The 22,578-nt window shown below is 71.4% G+C and carries 21 protein-coding genes, 1 tRNA gene and 1 pseudogene; 16 read left to right on the top strand and 7 right to left on the bottom strand.

The annotated features are described in order from the left end of the window. Positions 1 to 19: 19 nt before the first annotated feature. Both QFZ74_RS11415 and QFZ74_RS11420 read left to right on the top strand, forming a co-directional pair. Complete coding sequence (locus tag QFZ74_RS11415) at positions 20 to 559, top strand: GNAT family N-acetyltransferase (protein ID WP_307624119.1); 540 nt, start codon at positions 20 to 22, stop codon at positions 557 to 559. Then, positions 556 to 2,325 (top strand): IucA/IucC family siderophore biosynthesis protein, encoded by a 1,770-nt coding sequence (locus QFZ74_RS11420; protein WP_307620699.1) that lies wholly within the window; start codon positions 556 to 558, stop codon positions 2,323 to 2,325. The genes QFZ74_RS11415 and QFZ74_RS11420 overlap by 4 nt, the downstream gene beginning before the upstream one ends. A gap of 60 nt (positions 2,326 to 2,385) precedes the next feature. Here the strand turns inward: QFZ74_RS11420 and QFZ74_RS11425 are convergent, their stop codons facing one another. Further along, positions 2,386 to 3,957 carry a beta-N-acetylhexosaminidase gene (locus QFZ74_RS11425; RefSeq protein ID WP_307620700.1) on the bottom strand — a complete coding sequence of 524 codons (1,572 nt, stop codon included), beginning with the start codon at positions 3,955 to 3,957 and terminating at the stop codon, positions 2,386 to 2,388. Between the two features lie 116 nt (positions 3,958 to 4,073). Between QFZ74_RS11425 and QFZ74_RS11430 the strand changes: the two genes are divergently transcribed. The 3 genes from QFZ74_RS11430 to glmS all read left to right on the top strand — a co-directional run bounded on the left by QFZ74_RS11430 (position 4,074) and on the right by glmS (position 7,190). Further along, positions 4,074 to 4,958 (top strand): DUF4429 domain-containing protein, encoded by an 885-nt coding sequence (locus tag QFZ74_RS11430; RefSeq protein WP_307620701.1) that lies wholly within the window; start codon positions 4,074 to 4,076, stop codon positions 4,956 to 4,958. A gap of 130 nt (positions 4,959 to 5,088) precedes the next feature. Further along, the gene (locus QFZ74_RS11435; RefSeq protein WP_307620702.1) at positions 5,089 to 5,346 is read left to right on the top strand and encodes a hypothetical protein; all 258 of its coding nucleotides are present in this window, start codon (positions 5,089 to 5,091) and stop codon (positions 5,344 to 5,346) included. Positions 5,347 to 5,372: 26 nt separating this feature from the next. After that, complete coding sequence (gene glmS, locus QFZ74_RS11440) at positions 5,373 to 7,190, top strand: glutamine--fructose-6-phosphate transaminase (isomerizing) (protein ID WP_307620703.1); 1,818 nt, start codon at positions 5,373 to 5,375, stop codon at positions 7,188 to 7,190. Between the two features lie 146 nt (positions 7,191 to 7,336). Here the strand turns inward: glmS and QFZ74_RS11445 are convergent, their stop codons facing one another. Together QFZ74_RS11445 and QFZ74_RS11450 are read right to left on the bottom strand one after the other, a co-directional pair. Beyond that, positions 7,337 to 7,897, bottom strand: coding sequence for a GPR1/FUN34/YaaH family transporter (locus QFZ74_RS11445; RefSeq protein WP_307620704.1), 561 nt, complete (start codon positions 7,895 to 7,897; stop codon positions 7,337 to 7,339). A 184-nt stretch (positions 7,898 to 8,081) separates the two neighbouring features. Next, the gene (locus tag QFZ74_RS11450; RefSeq protein WP_307620705.1) at positions 8,082 to 8,609 is read right to left on the bottom strand and encodes a universal stress protein; all 528 of its coding nucleotides are present in this window, start codon (positions 8,607 to 8,609) and stop codon (positions 8,082 to 8,084) included. A 322-nt stretch (positions 8,610 to 8,931) separates the two neighbouring features. Between QFZ74_RS11450 and QFZ74_RS11455 the strand changes: the two genes are divergently transcribed. The 6 genes from QFZ74_RS11455 (at position 8,932) to QFZ74_RS11480 (ending at position 12,629) form a co-directional block, all read left to right on the top strand. After that, positions 8,932 to 9,231, top strand: coding sequence for a hypothetical protein (locus QFZ74_RS11455; protein ID WP_307620706.1), 300 nt, complete (start codon positions 8,932 to 8,934; stop codon positions 9,229 to 9,231). A gap of 378 nt (positions 9,232 to 9,609) precedes the next feature. Next, complete coding sequence (locus tag QFZ74_RS11460) at positions 9,610 to 10,824, top strand: helix-turn-helix domain-containing protein (protein ID WP_307620707.1); 1,215 nt, start codon at positions 9,610 to 9,612, stop codon at positions 10,822 to 10,824. A 135-nt stretch (positions 10,825 to 10,959) separates the two neighbouring features. Further along, entirely contained in the window at positions 10,960 to 11,562 is a 603-nt protein-coding gene (gene orn, locus QFZ74_RS11465; protein WP_307620708.1) for an oligoribonuclease, read from the top strand. A gap of 116 nt (positions 11,563 to 11,678) precedes the next feature. Next, positions 11,679 to 11,751: transfer RNA gene (locus QFZ74_RS11470), tRNA-His, on the top strand. Between the two features lie 261 nt (positions 11,752 to 12,012). After that, positions 12,013 to 12,135 carry an HAD family hydrolase gene (locus QFZ74_RS11475; RefSeq protein ID WP_307620709.1) on the top strand — a complete coding sequence of 41 codons (123 nt, stop codon included), beginning with the start codon at positions 12,013 to 12,015 and terminating at the stop codon, positions 12,133 to 12,135. A gap of 56 nt (positions 12,136 to 12,191) precedes the next feature. Then, positions 12,192 to 12,629 (top strand): GNAT family N-acetyltransferase, encoded by a 438-nt coding sequence (locus QFZ74_RS11480; protein ID WP_307620710.1) that lies wholly within the window; start codon positions 12,192 to 12,194, stop codon positions 12,627 to 12,629. A 134-nt stretch (positions 12,630 to 12,763) separates the two neighbouring features. On the opposite strand, the pseudogene QFZ74_RS11485 reads toward QFZ74_RS11480, so the two are convergent. Then, a pseudogene (locus tag QFZ74_RS11485) lies at positions 12,764 to 13,820 on the bottom strand (LacI family DNA-binding transcriptional regulator). Positions 13,821 to 14,068: 248 nt separating this feature from the next. Between QFZ74_RS11485 and QFZ74_RS11490 the strand changes: the two are divergent. From QFZ74_RS11490 to QFZ74_RS11505, 4 genes are read left to right on the top strand one after another with little or no spacing between them, the layout of a single operon-like run. Next, positions 14,069 to 15,391, top strand: coding sequence for an ABC transporter substrate-binding protein (locus QFZ74_RS11490; RefSeq protein ID WP_307620711.1), 1,323 nt, complete (start codon positions 14,069 to 14,071; stop codon positions 15,389 to 15,391). Continuing rightward, positions 15,388 to 16,416, top strand: a complete 1,029-nt coding sequence (locus tag QFZ74_RS11495) for a carbohydrate ABC transporter permease (protein ID WP_307620712.1) — start codon at positions 15,388 to 15,390, stop codon at positions 16,414 to 16,416. The genes QFZ74_RS11490 and QFZ74_RS11495 overlap by 4 nt, the downstream gene beginning before the upstream one ends. Continuing rightward, entirely contained in the window at positions 16,413 to 17,300 is an 888-nt protein-coding gene (locus QFZ74_RS11500) for a carbohydrate ABC transporter permease (RefSeq protein WP_307620713.1), read from the top strand. The genes QFZ74_RS11495 and QFZ74_RS11500 overlap by 4 nt, the downstream gene beginning before the upstream one ends. 58 nt (positions 17,301 to 17,358) lie before the next feature. Beyond that, positions 17,359 to 18,819, top strand: coding sequence for a GH1 family beta-glucosidase (locus QFZ74_RS11505; RefSeq protein ID WP_307620714.1), 1,461 nt, complete (start codon positions 17,359 to 17,361; stop codon positions 18,817 to 18,819). A gap of 14 nt (positions 18,820 to 18,833) precedes the next feature. Here the strand turns inward: QFZ74_RS11505 and QFZ74_RS11510 are convergent, their stop codons facing one another. Both QFZ74_RS11510 and QFZ74_RS11515 read right to left on the bottom strand, forming a co-directional pair. Continuing rightward, positions 18,834 to 19,703 (bottom strand): spermidine synthase, encoded by an 870-nt coding sequence (locus QFZ74_RS11510; protein WP_307620715.1) that lies wholly within the window; start codon positions 19,701 to 19,703, stop codon positions 18,834 to 18,836. A 66-nt stretch (positions 19,704 to 19,769) separates the two neighbouring features. Further along, positions 19,770 to 20,171 carry a hypothetical protein gene (locus QFZ74_RS11515; RefSeq protein WP_307620716.1) on the bottom strand — a complete coding sequence of 134 codons (402 nt, stop codon included), beginning with the start codon at positions 20,169 to 20,171 and terminating at the stop codon, positions 19,770 to 19,772. 285 nt (positions 20,172 to 20,456) lie between these two features. Between QFZ74_RS11515 and QFZ74_RS11520 the strand changes: the two genes are divergently transcribed. Beyond that, positions 20,457 to 21,902, top strand: a complete 1,446-nt coding sequence (locus QFZ74_RS11520) for a hypothetical protein (RefSeq protein ID WP_307620717.1) — start codon at positions 20,457 to 20,459, stop codon at positions 21,900 to 21,902. A gap of 9 nt (positions 21,903 to 21,911) precedes the next feature. On the opposite strand, the gene QFZ74_RS11525 is transcribed toward QFZ74_RS11520, so the two are convergent. Beyond that, positions 21,912 to 22,508: a histidine phosphatase family protein gene (locus tag QFZ74_RS11525; RefSeq protein WP_307620718.1), complete on the bottom strand. Its 597-nt coding sequence runs from the start codon at positions 22,506 to 22,508 to the stop codon at positions 21,912 to 21,914. Between the last annotated feature and the right edge of the window lie 70 nt (positions 22,509 to 22,578).

Consider the following 22,578-nt stretch of genomic DNA (forward strand, 5'->3'; position numbering starts at 1 on the left):
GGACATGACCAGCACGGAAATGACCAGCACGAACACGGCCTTCACGTTCCGCCCCCTCGACCCCGTCCAGGACGCCGAGCTGCTCCACTCCTGGGTCACCCACCCCAAGGCGTCCTTCTGGATGATGCGGGACGCCTCGGTCGCGGACGTCGAGCAGGCCTACCGGGAGATCGCGGCCGACGCGCACCACCACGCCCTGCTCGGGCTGGCGGACGGCGTCCCCGTCTTCCTCATGGAGAAGTACGACCCCGCCCACCGTGAGCTGGCCGGGCTGTACGAGCCAGAGCCCGGCGACGTCGGCATGCACTTCCTGACCCCGGCGACCGACACCCCGGTGCACGGGTTCACCCGGTCCGTCATCACCGCCGTGATGGCGCACCTCTTCGAGGACCCCGCCACCGCCCGGGTCGTCGTCGAGCCGGACGTCCGCAACACGGCGGTGCACGCCCTGAACGAGGCCGTCGGGTTCGTACCCGACCGAGAGATACAGAAGCCGGAGAAGAAGGCGTTGCTGAGTTTCTGCACGCGCGAGCAGTTCGAGAAGGCGGTGTCCGCATGACCCCCGCCGCCTCCGTGGCCCATCTGTCCCCCGAGCGCTGGGAGGAGGCGAACCGGCTGCTCGTCCGCAAGGCGCTCGCCGAGTTCGCCCACGAGCGCCTGATCATCCCGGAGCCGGACGGGGAGGCGTACACCGTCCGCAGCGACGACGGCCTCACCCGCTACCGCTTCACCGCCACGCGCCGCGCCCTGGACCACTGGCAGGTGGACGCCGCCTCGATCACCCGCACCCGCGACGGCGAGGAACTCCCGCTCGCCGCCCTGGACTTCTTCATCGAGCTGAAGGAGACCCTGGGCCTGAGCGACGGGATCCTGCCCGTCTACCTGGAGGAGATCTCCTCCACGCTCTCCGGTACCTGCTTCAAGCTCACCAAGCCGAGGACCACCTCCGCCGAGCTCACGGAGAGCGGCTTCCAGGCCATCGAGACCGGCATGACCGAGGGGCACCCCTGCTTCGTGGCCAACAACGGCCGGCTCGGCTTCGGCGTCCACGAGTACCTGGCGTACGCCCCCGAGACCGCGAGCCCCGTCCGACTGGTGTGGCTGGCCGCGCACCGCTCCCGGGCGGCGTTCACGGCGGGCGCCGGGATCGAGTACGAGTCCTTCGTCCGCGAGGAGCTGGGCGAGGCGACCGTCGAGCGCTTCGCGCACGTGCTGTGGCAGCGCGGCCTGGACCCCGGGGACTACCTCCTCATCCCCGTGCACCCCTGGCAGTGGTGGAACAAGCTCGCCGTCACCTTCGCCGCCGAGGTCGCCCGCGGGCACCTGGTCTGCCTGGGCGAGGGCGATGACGAGTACCTGGCCCAGCAGTCCATCCGGACCTTCTTCAACCGCTCCCATCCCGGCAAGCACTACGTCAAGACGGCGCTGTCCGTCCTCAACATGGGCTTCATGCGCGGGCTCTCGGCCGCCTACATGGAGGCGACCCCGGCGATCAACGACTGGCTCGCCCAGATCGTCGAGGGCGACCCGGTGCTGAAGGCGACGGGCCTGTCGATCATCCGCGAGCGGGCGGCCGTGGGCTACCGGCACCGGGAGTACGAGGCCGCGACGGACCGCTACTCGCCGTACCGGAAGATGCTCGCGGCGCTGTGGCGCGAGAGCGCGGTCGCCTCCCTCCAGGAGGGCGAGAGCCTCGCCACCATGGCGTCCCTGCTCCATGTGGACCACGAGGGCGCCTCGTTCGCGGGCGCGCTGATCGAGCGGTCCGGCCTGGCGCCGGCCGAGTGGTTGCGGCACTACCTGCGGGCGTACTTCACCCCGCTGCTGCACAGCTTCTACGCCTACGACCTCGTGTTCATGCCGCACGGCGAGAACGTGATCCTGGTCCTGAAGGACGGCGTGGTCCAGCGGGCGGTCTACAAGGACATCGCCGAGGAGATCGCGGTCCTGGACCCGGGCGCCGCGCTGCCGCCCGAGGTGCGGCGGATCCGGGTCGAGGTGCCGGACGACAAGAAGCTCCTGTCGATCTTCACGGACGTCTTCGACTGCTTCTTCCGCTTCCTCGCCGCCCTGCTGGCCGACGAGGGCGTCCTGGCGGAGGACGACTTCTGGCGGACGGTCGCGGAGGTCACCCGCGCCTACCAGGAGTCGGTGCCCGAACTCGCCGACCGCTTTGGGCAGTACGACCTGTTCGCCCCCGAGTTCGCGCTGTCCTGCCTCAACCGGCTCCAGCTGCGCGACAACAGGCAGATGGTGGACCTCGCCGATCCGTCGGGCGCACTCCAGCTCGTCGGCACCCTGAAGAACCCCCTCGCCGGGTTCTGACCGGAAGACGGGCGGGCACCCCGGTGACGGTCCACCGGGGTGCCCGCCGGCATCCTCGGCTCAGCTCGCGGGCCAGGGCACCTGCGGCGAGCGGTAGTAGCCGATCCCCAGCGCCTCCCAGCGCGGCCCCTGCGCGGCGAGCCGCACCTTGTAGGCGTCCCAGTCGTGCGTGGACGCCGGTGACCAGCCGAGCTCGGCCGCGCCGGCCAGCCGCGGAAACGCCATGTACTCGATGTCGGCCGACTTGGTGACCGTCTCCGACCACATCGGCGCCTCGACGCCCCGGATCGCCGAATCGGGCACGCCTGGAAGGTAGTTGCCCGGATCCCAGTCGTAGGACCGCTGCACCTCCACATAGCCCGCCCAGTGCAGGCCCAGCGGCGTGTCCGGGTTGTACTTCATGTCGAGGTAGACCCGGTCCGCGGGCGACAGAATGATCCCGGTGCCGTGCTGCGCGGCCTCGGCGACCTGGGCCTTCTCCGCCGCTCTGGTGCCGTCCAGGCCCCAGTACTGGGCGATCGCGCCCTTGGCCGGATGGGCGCCGGTCAGCTGGTGCCAGGCGATGACCGTCTTGCCGTACTTGGCGACGAGGGGCTGCACCCGGTCCATGAAGGCCACGTAGTCCTCGTGGCTGGTGGAGTGCGCCTCGTCGCCGCCGATGTGGAGGTAGCGGCCGGGCGTGAGGGCGGCGAGCTCGCGGATGACGTCGTCCACGAAGTCGTACGTGATGTCCTTGGGCACGCACAGGCTGCTGAAGCCGACCCTGGTGCCGGTGTACAGCGGGGGCGCGACGCCGTCGCAGTTCAGGTCCGCGTACGAGGCGAGGGCCGCGTTGGTGTGCCCCGGCATGTCGATCTCGGGGACGACCTCCAGATAGCGGGAGGCGGCGTACCGCACGATCTCGCGGTAGTCGTCCTTGGTGTAGTGGCCGCCCGCGCCGCCGCCGACCTGGGTGGAGCCGCCGTAGGTGGCCAGGCGCGGCCAGGAGTCGATGGCGATGCGCCAGCCCTGGTCGTCGCTGAGGTGCAGGTGCAGGGTGTTGACCTTGTAGAGCGCCATCTGGTCGATGTAGCGCTTGACCTGGTCGACGGTGAAGAAGTGGCGGGAGACGTCCAGCATCGCGCCGCGGTAGGCGTAGCGCGGGCTGTCCTCGATGGTGCCGCCCGCGACCAGCCAGGGTCCGGGCTGTACGGAGTCCTTCTCGACGGCCGCCGGGAGCAGCTGACGCAGGGTCTGGACGCCGTGGAAGAGGCCGGCCGGGGCGTGGGCGGTGATGGTGACCCCGCCGGGCGAGCTGGCGAGGCGGTAGCCCTCGGCTCCGAACGGGCCCTGGGCCAGCTTGAGCCGGATGCCGCCGGGCCCTTGCGTGATGACCGGCAGACGGTAGCCGGTGGAGGGGCGCAGGATGTCCGCGAGGTACTCGCCGACCCGGCGGGCCTCACGGGTGTCGGCGACGCGGATCCGGGTGTCGCGGGTGATGCGGTACGGAGCCCCGCCGGGCTCGACCGCGGCGGGGGCCGGGACGACCCGGCCGAGCGGGGTGGCACGCGGGGTGGGGGCGGACGGTGCCGCGCCGGCGGTGAAGACACCGGCCGCTGCCACGAGTAGCAGCGAACCGAGCAACCGGGTCATACGGGGAGTCGTGCCGTGGTGCCGTCTCACATGCGCTCCCTTCAAGCGGACGCGGGGTGCTGAGACCCCGACAGGTACGGACCACTCTCTCGCAGATGCGATGAAACAATCCCCGCATGGCGGAAATCCTCCAGAAGGACGGCACGTGGGCCTTCGACGGCGACGCCCTCCGGCTGACTCCGGGACGCGACAAGAGCGTCGGGCTGCTGCGTGCCACCCTGGGTGAACTCGTCGTCCCGCTGGGCGCGTTGGCGGGCGTCTCCTTCGAACAGGGCCGGAAGTCGGGCCGGCTGCGGCTGCGGCTGCGTGACGGCGCCGATCCGCTGCTGCACGCCACCGGCGGCCGCCTCGGCGAGCCGCACGACCCGTATCGGCTGTCCGTCGAGCCCGACCGGTACGGCGTCGCCGAGTACTTCGTGGAGGAGGTGCGCGGCGCCCTGCTGCTGGACCAGGTTCCGTCCGGTCCGGTGGGCGCGTATCTGCTGCCGGGCCCGGCCGTGCCCCTGTCCGTCTCGGCCGGGGACGGGACCGCGAGCTTCGACGGCGACCAGGTGCGCCTGGAGTGGAACTGGAAGACGGAGGAGGCCAAGTCGTCCGCCGGGGTCCGGACCCTGCCCGTCGGCGACATCACCGCCGTGGACTGGCAGCCGGCCGCCGGACTGGAGAACGGCCATCTGCGCTTCACCGTGCGGGGCGTGGCCTGCGAGGTGCCGCCGAAGTACGACCCGTACGCGGTGGAGCTGTGGGGGTTCCGGAAGGACCCGCTGATGGCCCTGGTCGCGGCCGCCGTGCAGGCGCGGCTGCCCCATCCGTCGACGGCCCCGGCGAACGTACGGCCGCGGCTGCCGGAGGTGCCGGAGCAGCGCGGCGCCCCGGCCGTCGAGGACGACCACGACGCACTGCTGCGGCGGTTGCGGGAGCTGGGCGAGCTGCACCGCTCGGGCGTGCTGACGGACGAGGAGTTCGGCGTGGCCAAACAGGCGATCCTGCGGCGCATGTGACGCACAACACCCCCCAACTCGTGACGCATGCCACAGAAAGTGCGGACCGCGAGAGGGATTCCCCCGTCACAGTGCCCGAAATCGGGCAGGATTCTTGCGAAACCGCGGCCGGTCCCTCAGGATCTACCGGGTGCACGACGAACTTGTTGATCACTTGACGCGTTCCACGCCCCTGGGCAGGGGCGAGGCGCTGCGTGTGGTCCAGGACGTGCTCGCCTACTTCGACGAGACGACGCAGGACTACGTCCGTCGCCGCCACCGCGAGCTCCAGGCCCAGGGCCTGGCGAACGCGGCGATCTTCGAACGGATCGAGGCGGACCTGAAATACCGGGCGGTGGCGCCGCCGGAGCTGACGCTTCGGCAGCTGCGCCGCATGGTCTACGGCTGAGACGCCAGGCTGAGGGATACGTATACATGTGCGGAATTGTCGGATACATCGGGAAGCGTGACGTGGCTCCCCTGCTGCTGGAAGGCCTCCAGCGGCTGGAGTACCGCGGCTACGACTCCGCGGGCATCGTCGTGTCCTCCCCGAAGTCGGCCGGCCTGAAGATGGTCAAGGCCCAGGGCCGGGTGCGCGACCTGGAGGCGAAGGTCCCGGCGCGCTTCAAGGGCACGACCGGCATCGCGCACACCCGCTGGGCGACCCACGGCGCCCCGTCCGACGTGAACGCCCACCCGCACATGTCGGCCGACAACAAGGTCGCCGTCGTGCACAACGGCATCATCGACAACGCCTCCGACCTGCGCCGCAAGCTGGAGGCGGACGGTGTCGAGTTCCTCTCCGAGACCGACACCGAGGTCCTCGTCCACCTGATCGCCCGCTCCGAGGCCAAGAAGCTCGAGGACAAGGTCCGCGAGACCCTGCGCCTGGTCGAGGGCACGTACGGCATCGCCGTCATGCACGCCGACTTCCCCGACCGCATCGTGGTGGCCCGCAACGGCTCCCCGGTCGTCCTCGGCATCGGCGAGAAGGAGATGTTCGTCGCCTCGGACATCGCCGCGCTGGTCGCCCACACCCGCCAGATAGTCACGCTGGACGACGGCGAGATGGCGACCCTCAAGGCCGACGACTTCCGCACCTACACCACCGAGGGCACCCGCACGACGGCCGAGCCCACCACCGTGGAGTGGGAGGCCGCCTCGTACGACATGGGCGGCCACGACACGTACATGCACAAGGAGATCCACGAGCAGGCCGACGCCGTGGACCGCGTGCTGCGCGGCCGCATCGACGACCGCTTCTCCACCGTGCACCTCGGCGGCCTGAACCTGGACGCCCGCGAGGCGCGCAAGATCCGCCGCGTGAAGATCCTCGGCTGCGGTACCTCGTACCACGCCGGCATGATCGGCGCCCAGATGATCGAGGAGCTGGCCCGCATCCCCGCGGACGCCGAGCCGGCCTCCGAGTTCCGCTACCGCAACGCGGTCGTCGACCCCGACACCCTGTACGTCGCGGTCTCCCAGTCCGGTGAGACATACGACGTCCTCGCCGCCGTCCAGGAGCTGAAGCGCAAGGGCGCCCGCGTCCTCGGCGTCGTCAACGTGGTCGGCTCGGCGATCGCCCGCGAGGCCGACGGCGGCATCTACGTGCACGCCGGCCCCGAGGTCTGCGTCGTCTCGACGAAGTGCTTCACCAACACCACCGTCGCCTTCGCCCTGCTCGCCCTGCATCTGGGCCGCACCCGCGACCTGTCCGTGCGCGACGGCAAGCGGATCATCGAGGGCCTGCGCAAGCTGCCCGCCCAGATCGACGAGATCCTCAAGCAGGAGGAGCAGGTCAAGGAGCTGGCCGAGCAGTACGCCGACGCCCGCTCGATGCTCTTCATCGGCCGCGTCCGGGGCTACCCGGTGGCGCGCGAGGCCTCCCTGAAGCTCAAGGAGGTCTCCTACATCCACGCCGAGGCCTACCCGGCCTCCGAGCTCAAGCACGGCCCGCTGGCCCTCATCGAGCCGGCCCTGCCGACGGTCGCGATCGTCCCGGACGACGACCTGCTGGAGAAGAACCGCGCCGCCCTGGAGGAGATCAAGGCCCGCAGCGGCCAGATCCTCGCGGTCGCCCACCAGGAGCAGGAGAAGGCCGACCAGACGATCATCGTCCCGAAGAACGAGGACGAGCTGGACCCGATCCTCATGGGCATCCCGCTCCAGCTCCTCGCCTACCACACGGCCAAGGCCCTGGGCCGCGACATCGACAAGCCGCGCAACCTCGCCAAGTCCGTCACGGTGGAGTAGGAAAACCCCCGCCACGGCGGAAGCGACAACTGAGCAACCCCCACGGCGAGCAACCACCTCCGCGAGAGCGGCGCCGGTCTAGGCGCAAAGAACGGACCCCCACGTGTGCCACCAGCACGTGGGGGTCCGTTTCAGTGCTGCTGTCATCAGCCGGCGGCCGTCACTCCCCGGCCCGCAGCACGTCGGGGAAGAGCCGTCGGCCAGTGCGCCAGCGCCGCCGTCGCCGCGTACCAGGCGACCGCCCCGGAGAGTACGGCGACCCAGCCGCCGGCCTTCGCGAGCGAGGAGCTGCCGGCGAAGCTCGCGACCGCGAGCAGCAGCATCGCCAGGAACAGCAGTCCGTGCACGGCCTGGCCGAGGGTGTCGCCGCCCGCGAGGGTCAGCGTGAGCGCCACGAGGGCGAACAGGAGCAGGAAGAGCCCGGCCGCCTCGGCGGACGCGCGGTCGGCGACGGCCCAGGTGAACCAGAGAGCGCCGAGGGCTGCGAAGCCCGTACCGCCGACGCCGTCCCGGTCGCGGAGGGCCACCAGGCCGAGGAGGAAGAGGGCGACCCCGCCCACGTAGTGCGCGAGGGTCACGGCGTCGGACGCGGCCACCCCGTCGATCACGCCGGTCGTCCCGAGTCCGAACGCCAACAGCGTGACACCCAGGGCGAGTCGGCCGGCCACGGTGATGCTTCCGCTTCCCGCGGAGACGTCGTTGGTCACGGCGGGCTCCCTTCGTGCATGTGCCGCGCATGTGCCGCGCATGTGCCGCGCATGTGCCGTCGTGCGGTGACCGGTATATGCCCTTCACAAGGGCACAAACACCTCTACGCACGGGTAGTTTCCGGCTGCACAAAGGGAGTTGACGAAAGGGGCGGAACGAGACCCGTGAGGCGCGGAAGCCGCGTCAGGGGATCACGATGACGGGCCGCTGCGCCCGCTTGGCGAGCCGCCCGGCCACGGAGCCGAAGAGCCGGCCGACGAGTCCGTGCGTGGACCCGACGACGATCGCGTCGGCCTCGTACTCCCGTCCCACTTCCTCGAGTTCGTGGCAGATGTCACCGCCACGCTCGACAAGGATCCACGGCACCTCGGAGAGGTGCTCGGCGCAGGCGAGTTCGAGCCCGAGGACCTCGGTGCGGTGGTCGGGCACGTCGACGAAGACGGGAGGCTCGCAGCCCGCCCACACGGTGGTGGGCAGCCGGTTGGCGACGTGGACGATGATCAGTCCCGAGCCTGAGCGGTGGGCCATGCCGATCGCGTAGGCGAGGGCGCGCTCGCTGGAGGTGGAGCCGTCGAAGCCGACGACCACCCCGTGCTGGAAGGCGGGATCGCAGGAAGGGCGTACCTCTTCCGCGGCGAGGGGATCGGCCGCCGCGGGATCGGCGACCCGCCGCTTGCGGTCCGCGGGTTCGGAGAATTCGTGACCGGCCATGGCTGTCTCGGCGTAAGGATCCTTGATCGGGGGGACGACAGTGTGCGGCAGAGCTGTGTCCGGGAAACATCTTCCCAACCCCATACCCGCAAGGGTACGGCGGCACGCCCCCTCAGCCCAGATCCGCTCAGGGCTCGCAGGGGTTCCCCGGAGCATGCACGAGCGCCGCCCGTAACGCAATGGTTGGTGACCCGTACAGGCGGTTTGCGCGGGATTCAAGCACCTGGAGCTCCCGTCCGGCGGTAGCGCAGAGTGACCGGTCGATCGAACCCGCGTTGATCCCGCCGAGCCACCACGGGGGTGGCGCCCCAGGGAGGACGACATGTCCGAACCGCGCCCGACCGCCGAACCGCACCCCGTACAGCACCCCGCGCCGGACACCGTGAGCGACGTGGTCCGCTGGGCGGCCTTCAGCTGCGCCCTCGTCCCGGTGGTCCTCCTCTGGTACGGCACCTCCCTCGCCGGCGCCGCCGGCACGGCACTGGGCCTGGCCGCCGTGACCGGCGCCTGCCTGGTCCTGCTGCGCCGCTCGGAGCGGGTCGCGGGGCGCCGGGCGGCGGCGACGGGAGAGGCCGCGCGACGAGGCGGACATCACACCGAGGGACGTACACCGGTCGGCTGACCGGTTTCCACGCACGCGCCCGTCGCTTTTCGGCCAACTTCTGGACCATGTCCAGGACTTGCCCCGACCACCCCTCGACCCCCGTTCCACCTGCACGGAAAGGGTCCCCGAGCCACTTCGCGCCCTACGCGCTTTGGCCACTGCGACAAGGCGCACTTCCCCGCACGCTCCACGAGTGCAACGCTTCGTGATCGAATGCTTCACGCCAAGTTGTCATGTCGACAATGTGCCGCGTGCGGAACTGGCCACCGCGACGTTGCGGGACCCAGTAGATTCGATCTTGACTGTCTTACGGCGGGGGACTCGTGCAGGACCGAGGGGAAACGTGCAGGAGCGATTCAACCGAGGAGCCGCGACCACCGAGGGGGGCTTAGCAGTATGAGCCACGACTCCGCTGCCGCACCGGAAGCCGCGGCCCGGAAGCTGTCCGGGCGACGCCGCAAGGAGATCGTCGCGGTGCTGCTGTTCAGCGGCGGACCCATCTTCGAGAGTTCCATACCGCTCTCGGTGTTCGGCATCGACCGCCAGGACGCCGGGGTACCGCGCTACCGACTGCTGGTCGCCGCCGGTGAGGAAGGCCCGCTGCGGACCACAGGGGGACTCGAACTCACCGCGCCACACGGCCTGGAGGCGATCTCGCGGGCGGGCACCGTCGTCGTGCCGGCCTGGCGCTCGATCACCTCTCCGCCGCCGGAGGACGCGCTGGACGCGCTGCGCCGCGCGCACGAGGAGGGCGCGCGGATCGTCGGGCTGTGCACCGGCGCGTTCGTGCTGGCCGCGGCCGGCCTGCTGGACGGGCGCCCGGCCACGACCCACTGGATGTACGCGCCGACGCTGGCCAAACGCTACCCGTCGGTGCACGTCGACCCGCGCGAGCTGTTCGTCGACGACGGCGACGTGCTGACGTCCGCGGGCACCGCGGCCGGGATCGACCTGTGCCTGCACATCGTGCGCACCGACCACGGCAACGAGGCGGCGGGCGCGCTCGCCCGGCGGCTCGTCGTCCCACCGCGTCGGAGCGGAGGCCAGGAGCGCTACCTGGACCGCTCTTTACCCGAGGAGATCGGCGCTGACCCGCTCGCCGAGGTCGTCGCCTGGGCGCTGGAACACCTCCACGAGCAGTTCGACGTGGAGACGCTGGCGGCTCGCGCGTACATGAGCCGCCGTACGTTCGACCGCCGTTTCCGCTCGCTCACCGGCAGCGCCCCGCTGCAGTGGCTGATCACCCAGCGGGTGCTCCAGGCACAGCGGCTGCTGGAGACGTCGGACTACTCGGTTGACGAGGTGGCGGGCCGCTGCGGCTTCCGCTCCCCGGTGGCCCTGCGCGGCCACTTCCGCCGCCAGCTGGGTTCGTCCCCGGCCGCCTACCGGGCCGCGTACCGCGCCCGCAGGCCCCAGGGCGAGCGGCCGTCCGACGACCAGCCGGTCGCACCGGCGGGCCTGGCCGGGGCGGTGCCCACCGTGCTCCACCCGGAGAGCGCGGTCCCGATGCAGACCCGGCGCGCCGCTCCCGCGATGAGCCTGTCCGCGGAGCACGCCCGGGAGGCGTACCTCACCCGCGCCGGACTGTCGGGCCCACGCGGCGGCGCGTGACACGGCGCGTGATACGACGAGGGGGGCGAGGCGGCCGGTGAGCCGCCTCGCCCCCCTCGTCGTATCACCGGGTACGGCGCGAACGCCCTCGCATGGCTGGTCCCGGAAGCGGGAGGGAGCCGTAAGGTTAGACATATGAACGATCGCATGGTGTGGATCGACTGCGAGATGACCGGACTCTCGCTGTCCGACGACGCTCTCATCGAGGTGGCCGCGCTGGTCACCGACTCCGAGCTGAACGTACTCGGCGAGGGGGTGGACATCGTCATCCGCCCTCCGGACGCGGCGCTGGAGACGATGCCGGAGGTGGTGCGTCACATGCACACCGCGTCCGGGCTGCTCGACGAGCTGGCCGGCGGCACGACGCTGGCCGACGCGGAGGAGCAGGTCCTGGCGTACGTGCGCGAGCACGTGAAGGAACCCGGCAAGGCCCCGCTGTGCGGCAACTCCGTCGGCACCGACCGCGGCTTCCTGCTGCGGGACATGCCCCGCGTCGAGGACTACCTCCACTACCGGATCGTGGACGTCTCCAGCATCAAGGAGCTGGCCCGCCGCTGGTACCCGCGCGCCTACTTCAACAGCCCGGAGAAGAACGGCAACCACCGGGCGCTGGCCGACATCCGCGAGTCGATCGCCGAGCTGAAGTACTACCGCGAGGCCCTGTTCGTGCCACAGCCCGGCCCGGACTCCGACACGGCCCGGACGATCGCGGCCAGGTACGTCCTGCCCGCGCAGTAGGGCCCCGACAGGGCCCGGAGCGGGCCCCCACGAAAGGCGTGCGCGAGCACCCCTTCGGACCCTGTAGACTTCTTCTCGGCCGGTCGGGGAAACGACAAGTTCCACCGCCGGTCATGGTGGGTGTAGCTCAGCTGGTAGAGCACCTGGTTGTGGTCCAGGAAGTCGCGGGTTCAAGTCCCGTCACTCACCCTCACCGAAGAGGCCGGTGACCTGTGATGATCAGGTCACCGGCCTTTTTCGTGTCCACCTCGGCCACGCGGCTGGTCAGTGTAGAAGCTCACCCAGCTCGGCCGGGGCTCGCTCCCGGTCGCCTTGCCCAGAGCCTCACGGGCGTAGCCCAGGGACCGGGGCCGCCCGCCGCCCGCCGCGATACAGCGCCGATCGAGTGGGGCCAGTGTTCGGGAAGTGGCTCTGGCGTCGAACGCGGTGTGGCCGTCAGGATCCTGAGCCATGCGTGCAGTTGTCTTCGCCATGGATGGGACGCTTCTGGACAGCGTCCCCACGGTGTCCCAGGCCTACGCCGACACGATTCGGTCGCTCGGCGGGCCGCCGGTCTCGCCGGATGAGGTGTAGGCAGCGCCCGGCGGAACACCGGATCAGCTGAGGGCTGGCGTTTGAGGAGGGGCACCGTGATCGAGATCGGTTCGTTGCGCGAGGAGGACCGTGCGGCTTGGGAGGTCCTGGCGCGCGGTTACAAGGCGTTCTACCGCACCGCGGTGCCGGACGAGGCGTATGAGGAGACCTGGCTGCGGCTACGACGCGGTACCGACTTCCACGGCGTCGGCGCCTGGTCGAACGGGAAGCTGGTCGGCATCGCGCACTATCTGTTCCACCCGACGTTCTGGATGGAAGACAGCTGCTATCTCCAGGACCTCTTCGTCCTCGATGCGGCGCGCGGCCGAGGTGTGGCGCGGATGCTGATCGAGAACGTGGCCGATGTGTCGCGGGAGCGGGGGGCTTCACGCCTGTACTGGACCACTCAGGAGACCAACACCGTTGCCCGCGCACTGTACGACAAGGTGGCGAGCTTCAAGGGCTTCCTGCGCTACGACTACCCGCTGGCTTGAGAAGCCGTATACCCGTGGATCAAGGGCCTCCGGTGCAGCACGAGGGTTGTTGATGTGTGCCCCGCCTGGCTGGAGGACCGGGGCGGGGCAGCTGGAGGGCTGAGCATGCCCTGGTCCAAGCCCCGGTACGGCGCTCACGACGACGCCCGCGCCACCAGCTCCGTAGGCAGCACCACGTGCCGGCGCTCCGGTTCGCGGGCGGTGGGTGGGCGGCGGTCGGCGATGTCTGTGAGGAGCAGGCGGAGCATCTCGCGGCCCATCTCCTCGATCGGCTGGCGCACGCTCGTCAGGGGTGGGGTCGAGGTGGCGGGCGATGACCGAGTCGTCGTAGCCGACCAGGGCCACGTCCTCGGGGATGCGGCGGCCCGCCTCGCGCAGCGCCTGGCGGGCGCCGGCCGCGGTGACGTCCGAGCCGGCGAAGACCGCGTCCAGGTCCGGGGCCCGCTCCAGGAGCCTCGCCGTCGCCCGGCGGCCGCCCTCCTCGGAGAAGTCGCCGGGTTCGACAAGGCTCTCGTCCACCGGGTGGCCCGCGTCGCGCAGGGCGTCGCGGTAGCCGTCGACGCGCCGCTGGGCGCCGTACACGTCGAGGCGGCCGGTGATGTGGGCGATGGTGCGGCGGCCGCGGGCCAGCAGGTGCTCGACCGCCGCCCGGGCGCCGCCGTAGTTGTCCGAGTCCACCGAGGTGAGCGCCTCCTCGGCCGAGCGCGGGCCGCTGATCACCGCCGGGATCTCCAGCTGGGCCAGCAGATCGGGCAGCGGGTCGTCGGCGTGCACGGAGACCAGGAGGACGCCGTCGACGCGGTGGGCGGCGAGGTACTGGGCCAGTCGGCGGCGTTCCCGGTCGCTGCCCGCGAAGGTCAGCAGCAACTGCATCTCGGTGTGGGCCAGTTCGGCGCCGACGCCGCGCAGCATGTCCGAGAAGTACGGCTCCGCGAAGAACCGGGTCTCCGGCTCGGGCACGACCAGGGCGATGGCGTCCGTGCGGTTGGCGGCCAGGGCGCGCGCCGCGGTGTTGGGGACGTAGCCGAGTTCCACCACCGCCGCCTCGACGGCCGCGCGGGTGGCGTCGCTGACCCGGGGTGAGCCGTTGATCACGCGGGACACGGTGCCCCGGCCCACCCCGGCGCGGGCCGCGACCTCCTCCAAGGTGGGGCGGCGACCGCTCCGGCCCCGCGCTCCGTGGCTTGGCATGGGCTGCGCCTTCCTCGACACCATGATCCGGACGATCGGAATGTAACAGTGCTCGTGGCGGGGTGGTGGGCTCTGGTGGGCTCGGGTTGTCCGGCCAACTTCCCGGCAACGCAACGCGGTTGCTGCTGTCCGGTCCCTTGACACCCCCGCGTCGGCCGACGACTCTTCAACTCATCACAAGTGGGAGCGCTCCCAAGGTACCTGACACCTACACATCCCGCATGCACGTCAGGCAACAGGAGGACGCAATGCGCACGAGTACCCGCCGGTCCCACAGGCTGGTGGCCTTCGCGGCCGTCGCCGCGCTGACCACGGGAGTGCTGGCCGGCTGCGCCGAGGACTCGGCCGACGGCACGGCGGACACGGCCGGCGGCGGCAAGGGCGGCCGGACCACGCTGACCGTCGGCACCTTCGGGGTCTTCGGCTACCAACAGGCCGGTCTGTACGCCGAGTACATGAAGCTCCACCCGGACATCACGATCAAGGAGAACGTCACCACCCGTACCGACGTCTACTGGCCCAAGGTCCTCACCCGGCTCCAGGCCGGGGCCGGCACCGACGACATCCAGGCCATCGAGGTCGGCAACATCACCGAGGCCGTGCAGACGCAGGCCGCCAAGTTCGTCGACCTCGGCAAGGACGTCGACAAGTCCCGGTGGCTGGGCTGGAAGACGGCGCAGGCCACCACCAAGGACGGCAGGACCATCGGGCTCGGCACCGACATCGGGCCGATGGCGATCTGCTACCGCAAGGACCTCTTCCGGAAGGCCGGACTGCCCACCGACCGCGCCGAGTTGGCCGAGGCATGGAAGGGCGACTGGGCCAAGTACGTGGACCTCGGCAAGAAGTACATGGAGAAGGCGCCGAAGGGCACCAAGTACGTCGACTCCGCGTCCTCGGTCTACAACGCGGCCGTGGGCGGCGCCACCGAGCGGTACTACGACAGGAACGGCGCCGTCGTCTGGGACAAGTCCCAGGGTGTGAAGGACGCGTGGCACGCCGCCATGAGCGTGGCGACCAGCGACATGTCGGCGAGGCTGAAGCAGTTCGACCCGACCTGGGACAAGGGCTTCGCGGGCGGCACCTTCGCGACGGTGGCCTGCCCGGCCTGGATGATCGGCTACATCGAGCAGAAGTCCGGTGACTCCGGCAAGGGCAAGTGGGACGTGGCGGCGGCCCCGGCCGCGTCCAACTGGGGCGGCTCCTTCCTCGGCGTACCGACGGCGAGCAAGCACCAGAAGGAGGCCGTCGCGCTGGCCAAGTGGCTGACCGCGCCGGAGCAGCAGGCCAAGGTGTTCGCCAAGCAGGCCAGCTTCCCCTCGACCCCGTCGGCGTACGCGGGTCTGAAGCCGCAGGCCGACACCACCGCGTACTTCTCCGACGCGCCGCTGACCCGGATCTTCTCCGACTCGGCGAAGACCATCCCGGCGCAGCCCCTCGGCCCCAAGGACAAGCCGATCGACAGCGCGATCAGCGACATCGGCATCCTTCAGGTCGAGCAGAAGGGCAAGTCGCCGGCCGAGGGCTGGAAGGCGGCGACCGCGGAGATCAAGGACGTGCTCGGCCAGTGAGTTCCGGTTCCGAGAAGGCTCTCGCGCGTCCCGCGCCGAGCGCCGAGGCCGCGCCCGGCATCCCGCCGGGCGCGGCCCGGAGCGCTCGGGGTCGCGGTGCGCCGGCCACCGCCGTCCCCTGGCGCAGCCGGCTCTACCGCTGGGACACCAAGGCGTCGCCGTACGCCTTCGTTGCCCCCTTCTTCCTGCTCTTCGGGGCCTTCACCCTGATCCCGCTGCTCTACACGGCCTGGTACTCGCTGCACGACGTACAGCTGTCGGCGCTGGATCACCAGACCTGGCGGGGCCTGGACAACTACCGCAACCTGCTGTCCTCGGACTTCTTCTGGAACGCGCTGCGGAACACCTTCTCCATCGGCGTGCTCTCCACGGTCCCGCAGCTGGCGGCGGCGCTCTGGCTGGCCCACATGCTGAACTACCGGCTGCGCGGCTCGACCGTGTGGCGCGTGGTGATGCTGACGCCGTACGCCACCTCGGTCGCGGCCGCGACGCTGGTGTTCACGCTGCTGTACTCGTGGGACGGCGGCATGGTGAACTGGATCCTCCACTTCTTCGGTGTGGATCCGGTCAACTGGCGTGAGTCCGACTGGGGTTCGCAGCTCGCGGTCTCCACGATCGTGATCTGGCGGTGGACCGGCTACAACGCGCTGATCTACCTGGCCGCGATGCAGGCGATCCCCTCCGACCTCTACGAGTCGGCGGCGCTGGACGGCGCCAACCGCTGGCAGCAGTTCCGGCACGTGACCATCCCGCAGCTGCGGCCGACGGTGCTGTTCACCGTCGTCGTCTCCACCATCGGCGCCACCCAGCTCTTCGGCGAGGTGCTGCTGTTCGGCGGGGTCAGCGGGTCCAAGGGCGGGTCGGAGCACCAGTACCAGACGCTCGGTCTGTACATGTACGACCAGGGCTGGATCATCGGCAACCTCGGCAAGGCGTCCGCCATCGCTTGGTCGATGTTCCTGATCCTGCTGATCGTCGCGGCGGTCAACCTGCTGATCACCCGAGGACTGAGGAAGTCCCCATGACCACCAGTGAACTGCCCCTGCCGAAAGCGGCGAAGGCCACGCGGCGCCGGGCCACGGGCGCGGGAAAGCAGCTGCACGCGGGCCCGGTGACCTACGCCGCCCTGACCGTCTTCGCGCTTCTCTCGCTGGCCCCGCTGGTGTGGACGGCGGTCGCGGCCTCGCGCACCGACCGGCGGCTCGCCGAGAGTCCGCCGCCGCTGTGGTTCGGCGGCAACCTGTTCCGGAACCTTCAGGTCGCCTGGGACCAGGCCGGTCTCGGCACCGCGATGCTCAACTCGGTGCTCGTCGCGGGGACGATCACGGTCAGTACGGTGCTGTTCGCCACGCTGGCCGGGTTCGCCTTCGCCAAGCTGCGGTTCCGTTTCTCCGGGCTGCTGTTGCTGCTGACCATCGGCACGATGATGATCCCGCCACAGCTGGCCGTCGTCCCGCTGTACCTGTGGATGTCGGACCTCGGCTGGTCGAACCGGCTCCAGACGGTGGTCCTGCCGAGCCTGGTCACCGCGTTCGGCACGTTCTTCATGCGGCAGTACCTGGTGCAGGCGCTGCCGTCGGAGTTGATCGAGGCGGCCCGGGTGGACGGCGCGAGCAGCCTCCGGATCGTGTGGCACGTGGTCTTCCCGGCGGCGCGGCCCGCGATGGCCGTGCTCGGCCTGCTGACCTTCGTGTTCGCCTGGAACGACTTCCTGTGGCCGATCATCGCCCTCAACCAGCAGAACCCGACCGTGCAGGTCGCCCTGAACGCCCTGGGCACCGGCTATGTGCCGGACCAGGCCGTGATCATGGCGGGCGCGCTGCTCGGCACGCTGCCGCTGCTCCTCGCCTTTCTGCTGTTCGGCAAGCAGATCGTGGGCGGGATCATGCAGGGCGCGATCAAGGGCTGACCCGCGCCACTTCCCCTCTCACCCGCCGGTCTCCACGACCTCCTCTGGGAGCGCTTCCATGTCTGAACTGCCCGAGTCCGCACCGTCCGAGTCCGAACTGTCCGAGTCCCCCGTCACCTTCCCGCCCCCGTTCCTCTGGGGCGCCGCGACCTCCGCGTACCAGATCGAGGGGGCGGTGCGGGAGGACGGCCGTACTCCCTCGATCTGGGACACCTTCAGCCATACGCCCGGCAGGACGGCGGGCGGCGAGACCGGGGACGTGGCCGTCGACCACTACCACCGGTACCGCGAGGACGTGGCGCTGATGGCCGAGCTGGGCCTGAACGCGTACCGCTTCTCGGTCTCCTGGCCGCGCGTGCAGCCCACCGGCCGGGGGCCCGCGGTCCAGGCGGGCCTGGACTTCTACCGCCGGCTGGTGGACGAGCTGCTGGGGGCCGGGATCAAGCCGGTCGTCACCCTCTACCACTGGGACCTGCCGCAGGAGTTGGAGGACGCGGGCGGCTGGCCGGAGCGCGACACGGCGTACCGCTTCGCCGAGTACGCGCGCATGGTGGGCGACGCGCTGGGCGACCGGGTCGAGGGGTGGATCACGCTCAACGAGCCGTGGTGCAGCGCCTTCCTGGGGTACGCCTCCGGGGTGCACGCGCCGGGCCGCACGGACGCGGTGGCGTCGCTGAGGGCCGCGCACCATCTCAACCTGGCGCATGGGCTCGGGACTTCGGCGCTGCGCTCGGCGATGCCGGCCCGCAACACGGTCGCGGTGAGCCTCAACTCGGCGGTGGTGCGCCCGCTGTCGCAGGATCCTGCGGACCTCGCGGCGGCCCGGCGCATCGACGACCTCGCCAACGGCGTCTTCCACGGACCGATGCTGTCCGGCGCCTACCCCAAGACGCTGCTGTCGGCCACGGCACCGCTCACGGACTGGGGTCACGTCCGCGACGGCGATCTCGCCGCGATCAGGCAGCCGTTGGACGCGCTCGGCCTCAACTACTACACGCCGGCGCTGGTTTCAGCGGCGCCCTCGGACGCCACCGGGCCCCGGGCGGACGGCCACGGAAGCGCCGAGCACTCCCCCTGGCCGGGGGCGGACGACGTCGCGTTCCACCAGACGCCGGGCGAGCGCACGGAGATGGGCTGGACGATCGACCCGACCGGCCTGCACGAGCTGCTCATGCGCTACACGCGGGAGGCCCCCGGACTGCCGCTGTACATCACGGAGAACGGCGCGGCGTTCGACGACAAGCCGGACGCCGACGGCCGGGTGCACGACCCCGAACGCATCGCCTACCTGCACGCCCACCTGTCGGCGGTCCGCCGCGCGCTCACGGACGGCGCGGACGTGCGCGGCTACTACCTGTGGTCCCTGCTGGACAACTTCGAGTGGGCGTACGGCTACGGCAAGCGGTTCGGGGCGGTGTACGTGGACTACGCGACGCAGGAACGGACCCCGAAGTCGAGCGCGCGGTGGTACGCGCAGACGGCCCGCACGGGCGCACTGCCGCCGGTCGAGAGGACCTAGTCCGGGCCCGCGGCTCAGCGGAACACGGAGGGCGGCGGGGCCGGGGAGGCCACCGCCGCTTCGTCCGTGACGGGGAGGGCGCCGCCGGTGAAATCGAGGAGCTGCTTGCCGTGTTCGAGGCGGGCCGGGTGCGGGTCGGAGGCGACGCGGCGGGTCAGTTCGGCGAGCGGCAGCGGGCGGTCGGAGGCGACGAGGACCGCGTTGCCGAACCGCTTGCCGCGCAGCACGGCGGGGTCGGCGATCAGTGCGAGCTCGGGGAAGCGGGCGGCCGCGGTGGCTATCTGGCCGCGCAGGTGGGCGAGCGGCGCGCCGTCGGCGATGTTGGCGGCGTAGACGCCGGTGGGGTTCAGGGCCCGGCGGACCTCGTCGAGGAACTCGGTCGAGGTGAGGTGGGCGGGGGTGCGGGCGCCGCTGAACACGTCGGCGATGATCAGGTCGGCCCAGCCGTCCGGCACCTTGGCCAGACCCGCGCGTGCGTCTGTCGACCGCACCCGTATGCGAGCGGTGGGGTCCAACGGCAGCTCCTTGCGGATCAGTTGGACGAGGCTCGCGTCGCGCTCGACGACCTGCTGGGTGGAGCGGGGGCGGGTGGCGGCGACGTAGCGGGCGAGGGTGAGGGCGCCGCCGCCGAGGTGCACCGCGTGCAGGGGCTTTCCGGGCGGGGCGGCGAGGTCGGCGACGTGCCCGAGCCGGCGCTGGTACTCGAAGGAGAGGTACGCGGGGTCGTCGAGGTCGACGTGGGACTGCGGGGCGCCGTCGATCAGCAGTGTCCAGGCGCGGCCTCGGTCGGGGTCGGGGACGAGCTGCGCGAGCCCGCCGTCGACGGCCTGTGTGACGGCTTCGGCGGCGGCCGGCCTGCGCCGCGGATTCCTGGACTTCCCCATCCCGCCATTTTCGCAGGTCGGACAGGGGTGTGCGCCCCGCGCGCGGGAGCCGGCCGACAGCGACGGTCAGCGGCAGCTGTCCGCCGCCCGGATCAACCGGGCCGCCTCCCCCAGGGCCCGGCGCAGCACCGCCGGGTCGGTGGCGAGGTCGGCCTCGCCGGGGGGCACCAGCCAGTCGGAGCCCTCCACCGGCGGCTCGGGGCGCAGGCTCAGGGGGTCCAGGCTCAGCCCGCGGCCGTCGGTCTCGGTGCAGGTGCTCCCGGGGACGTCCCAGGCGGCGGCGGTGCCCGGCGGCACGAGGAAGCCGAGGGTGTCGCCCCCGTCGTCGTGCAGGACCGGCCCCACCGCCTCTCCCGGGCCGCGCCGGAGGATGTCGACCGCCTCCAGCCCCTGCCGGGTCGGCACCGTCACGAGGTCGCAGGCCTCGGCCGACGGCGTACAAGGTTCGTTGCTCCGGCTGGTCTCCATTCCGGCCTCCACCACGCAGCCCTCTTGCGGTCACCCGGTCCAACGCGGCACGGCGTCAACGGCTACGGCGCAAGTCAGCCGCAAAGGATGGCAGTTCATGGCAGATCGTGGATGAGATATCCGTTTTGTAGCCAAACACTGCGTGGCGACTCCGACACAGCCGGTACGTTCTTGCGCGCCGGACCCAGCCGGAACAAGGGTGCCATATGGGCGACTCGTCCAGTTTCACCCTGAATTCGCCCTGATTCCGGCATGGTTCGACGGTTCGCACGAGAGGACCCGGCCATGGCGTCGTCACCCGCGACCGCGTCACAGACCCACCGGCCACCGCGGCCGAACCTCGCCTTCCGGCAGCTGCGCGGCCGGCGCTCACCGGCCGAGTTCGCCGCGCTGGTACGGCGTGCCGCCCGCGAGATCGGTGAGCGGGTGAGCTGTGACGCGCGCTATGTCGGCCGCGTGGAGGCGGGTGAGATCCGCTGCCCGAACTACGCGTACGAGCGGGTGTTCCTGCACATGTTCCCCGGCCGCACGCTCGCCGACCTCGGCTTCGCGCCCCGCTCGTCCGTCCGCGGACGCGCGGCGCGCCCGCCCGGGGAGGCACCCCCCACGCTCCTCACGGTCCCGGCGCCCGCCGCGGCCGGGACGCGGGAGGACACCGAGCCGTATGACCCGCACGACCCGCACGATCTGTACGACACGCACCAGAACCACAAGGAGAGCGACGTGCTACGTCGCGCATTCATGACCGGCGGCGCCACCGTGGCCGCCGCCCTGGGCCCGTTCGGGCTCGCCATCGACGCCGTGGCGGCCGGCCGGCCCCCGGGCCGCGTCGGGTCCGGGGAGGCAGCCGCCCTGGAGGAAGCCGTCCGCAGGATCCGGCTGCTGGACGACCGGCACGGCGCGGACGGACTGTACCGGCGCGCGGCGGAGCCGCTGCGCGCCGCGTACGCGCTGCTGGACGCCGGGGCGACCCGGCAGACCACCGCCGACCGGCTGCACTCCGGCGCGGGCGAACTCGCCATCTCGGTGGGCTGGCTGGCACACGACTCCGGCCGCTTCGACGACGCCCGCTCGCACTACGCCGAGGCGCTCGCCACCGCCCGGATGACCGGCGACGACGCCCTGGAGGCGCACGCCTTCTGCAACACGGCGTTCCTCGCCCGGGACGCCGGACGCCCGCGGGAGGCCGTACGGGCGGCACAGGCCGCGCAGCGCGTCGCGCGCCCGCTGGGCTCGGCCCGGCTGATGTCGCTGCTCGCGCTGCGCGAGGCGGGCGGCTGGGCGGGCCTCGCCGACCGCACGGGCTGCGCGCAGGCCCTCGCCCGCGCCCAGGCCCTCTACGAGCGGGGCCGCTCGGACGCCGACCCCGAGTGGATGAGCTTCTACGGCGAGGCCGAGCTGGAGGGGCTGGAGGCGCAGTGCTGGTCGGCGCTGGGCGACTGGCCGCGCGCGGCCCGGCACGCGCGGCGCGCCGCACAGCTCCAGGACCCGCACTTCTCGCGGAACATCGCCCTGTACACCGCCGAGCTCGCCGACGACCTCGCGCGCGGGGGCCACCCCGACGAGGCCGCGGCGGCCGGGATGCACGTCCTGGACCTGCTGGACGAGGTCCAGTCCTCCCGCATCCAGACGATGCTCGCGGGGACCGCGCGCGTGCTGCTCCCGCACCGGCTGACCTCGGGCGTCTCGGACTTCCTGGACCGCCACGCGAGCGCGCCGCGCACGGCGTGAGGGCGGCGCCTAGCCAGCGAGGTGCCCGAGGTCGTTCCAGCTCTCGATGGCCGGTTCGCCGTACGCCCATCCCAGGACCGACAGGGACGTCGGGTTGAGGCGGATACGGGCGCCGAAGTCGAGGGGCAGGCCCAGCCAGCGGGCGCCGATGGAGCGCAGGATGTGGCCGTGCGCGAAGACCAGCACGTCCCGGTCCTCGGCGCGCGCCCAGCGCACCACCTCGTCGGCGCGCGCCGTCACGTCGGCGACGCTCTCCCCCTCGGGGACGCCGTCGCGCCAGATCAGCCAGCCCGGGCGAACGGCCTGGATCTCGGCGGGGGTCATGCCCTCGTAGGCGCCGTAGTCCCACTCCAGCAGCGCGTCCCACGGCGTGGCCCGCTCACCGAACCCGGCGAGTTCGCACGTCGCCCGCGCGCGGACCAGCGGGCTGGTGCGCACCTCGACCCCGTCCAGCCCGTCGAACGGCGCCCGGTGCAGCCGCTCGCCGAGCAGCTTCGCGCCCCGGCGACCCTCCTCCAGCAGCGGCACATCGGTCCTGCCGGTGTGCTTTCCGGACAGCGACCACTCGGTCTGTCCGTGTCGGGCCAGCAGGATGCGCGGTGCCATGGGGGGCCTTTCGGAAGAGCGCGGTGCGGTGACAGGAGACGTCGGAGAGACGAATGAAGAGAAAACGGAG

Origin of the sequence: Streptomyces sp. V3I7 (assembly GCF_030817495.1) — a bacterium.
GTDB lineage: Bacteria > Actinomycetota > Actinomycetes > Streptomycetales > Streptomycetaceae > Streptomyces.

What these genes read in the sequence shown, in the direction of transcription:
- QFZ74_RS11450 (WP_307620705.1), bottom strand. Translation starts at nt 8,609, where the DNA reads ATGGCCGGTCACGAATTCTCCGAACCCGCGGACCGCAAGCGGCGGGTC.
- glmS (WP_307620703.1), top strand. Translation starts at nt 5,373, where the DNA reads ATGTGCGGAATTGTCGGATACATCGGGAAGCGTGACGTGGCTCCCCTG.
- QFZ74_RS11515 (WP_307620716.1), bottom strand. Translation starts at nt 20,171, where the DNA reads ATGGAGACCAGCCGGAGCAACGAACCTTGTACGCCGTCGGCCGAGGCC.
- QFZ74_RS11475 (WP_307620709.1), top strand. Translation starts at nt 12,013, where the DNA reads ATGCGTGCAGTTGTCTTCGCCATGGATGGGACGCTTCTGGACAGCGTC.
- QFZ74_RS11420 (WP_307620699.1), top strand. Translation starts at nt 556, where the DNA reads ATGACCCCCGCCGCCTCCGTGGCCCATCTGTCCCCCGAGCGCTGGGAG.
- QFZ74_RS11455 (WP_307620706.1), top strand. Translation starts at nt 8,932, where the DNA reads ATGTCCGAACCGCGCCCGACCGCCGAACCGCACCCCGTACAGCACCCC.
- QFZ74_RS11520 (WP_307620717.1), top strand. Translation starts at nt 20,457, where the DNA reads ATGGCGTCGTCACCCGCGACCGCGTCACAGACCCACCGGCCACCGCGG.
- QFZ74_RS11425 (WP_307620700.1), bottom strand. Translation starts at nt 3,957, where the DNA reads ATGACCCGGTTGCTCGGTTCGCTGCTACTCGTGGCAGCGGCCGGTGTC.
- QFZ74_RS11505 (WP_307620714.1), top strand. Translation starts at nt 17,359, where the DNA reads ATGTCTGAACTGCCCGAGTCCGCACCGTCCGAGTCCGAACTGTCCGAG.
- QFZ74_RS11510 (WP_307620715.1), bottom strand. Translation starts at nt 19,703, where the DNA reads ATGGGGAAGTCCAGGAATCCGCGGCGCAGGCCGGCCGCCGCCGAAGCC.
- QFZ74_RS11525 (WP_307620718.1), bottom strand. Translation starts at nt 22,508, where the DNA reads ATGGCACCGCGCATCCTGCTGGCCCGACACGGACAGACCGAGTGGTCG.
- QFZ74_RS11415 (WP_307624119.1), top strand. Translation starts at nt 20, where the DNA reads ATGACCAGCACGAACACGGCCTTCACGTTCCGCCCCCTCGACCCCGTC.
- orn (WP_307620708.1), top strand. Translation starts at nt 10,960, where the DNA reads ATGAACGATCGCATGGTGTGGATCGACTGCGAGATGACCGGACTCTCG.
- QFZ74_RS11490 (WP_307620711.1), top strand. Translation starts at nt 14,069, where the DNA reads ATGCGCACGAGTACCCGCCGGTCCCACAGGCTGGTGGCCTTCGCGGCC.
- QFZ74_RS11500 (WP_307620713.1), top strand. Translation starts at nt 16,413, where the DNA reads ATGACCACCAGTGAACTGCCCCTGCCGAAAGCGGCGAAGGCCACGCGG.
- QFZ74_RS11460 (WP_307620707.1), top strand. Translation starts at nt 9,610, where the DNA reads ATGAGCCACGACTCCGCTGCCGCACCGGAAGCCGCGGCCCGGAAGCTG.
- QFZ74_RS11430 (WP_307620701.1), top strand. Translation starts at nt 4,074, where the DNA reads ATGGCGGAAATCCTCCAGAAGGACGGCACGTGGGCCTTCGACGGCGAC.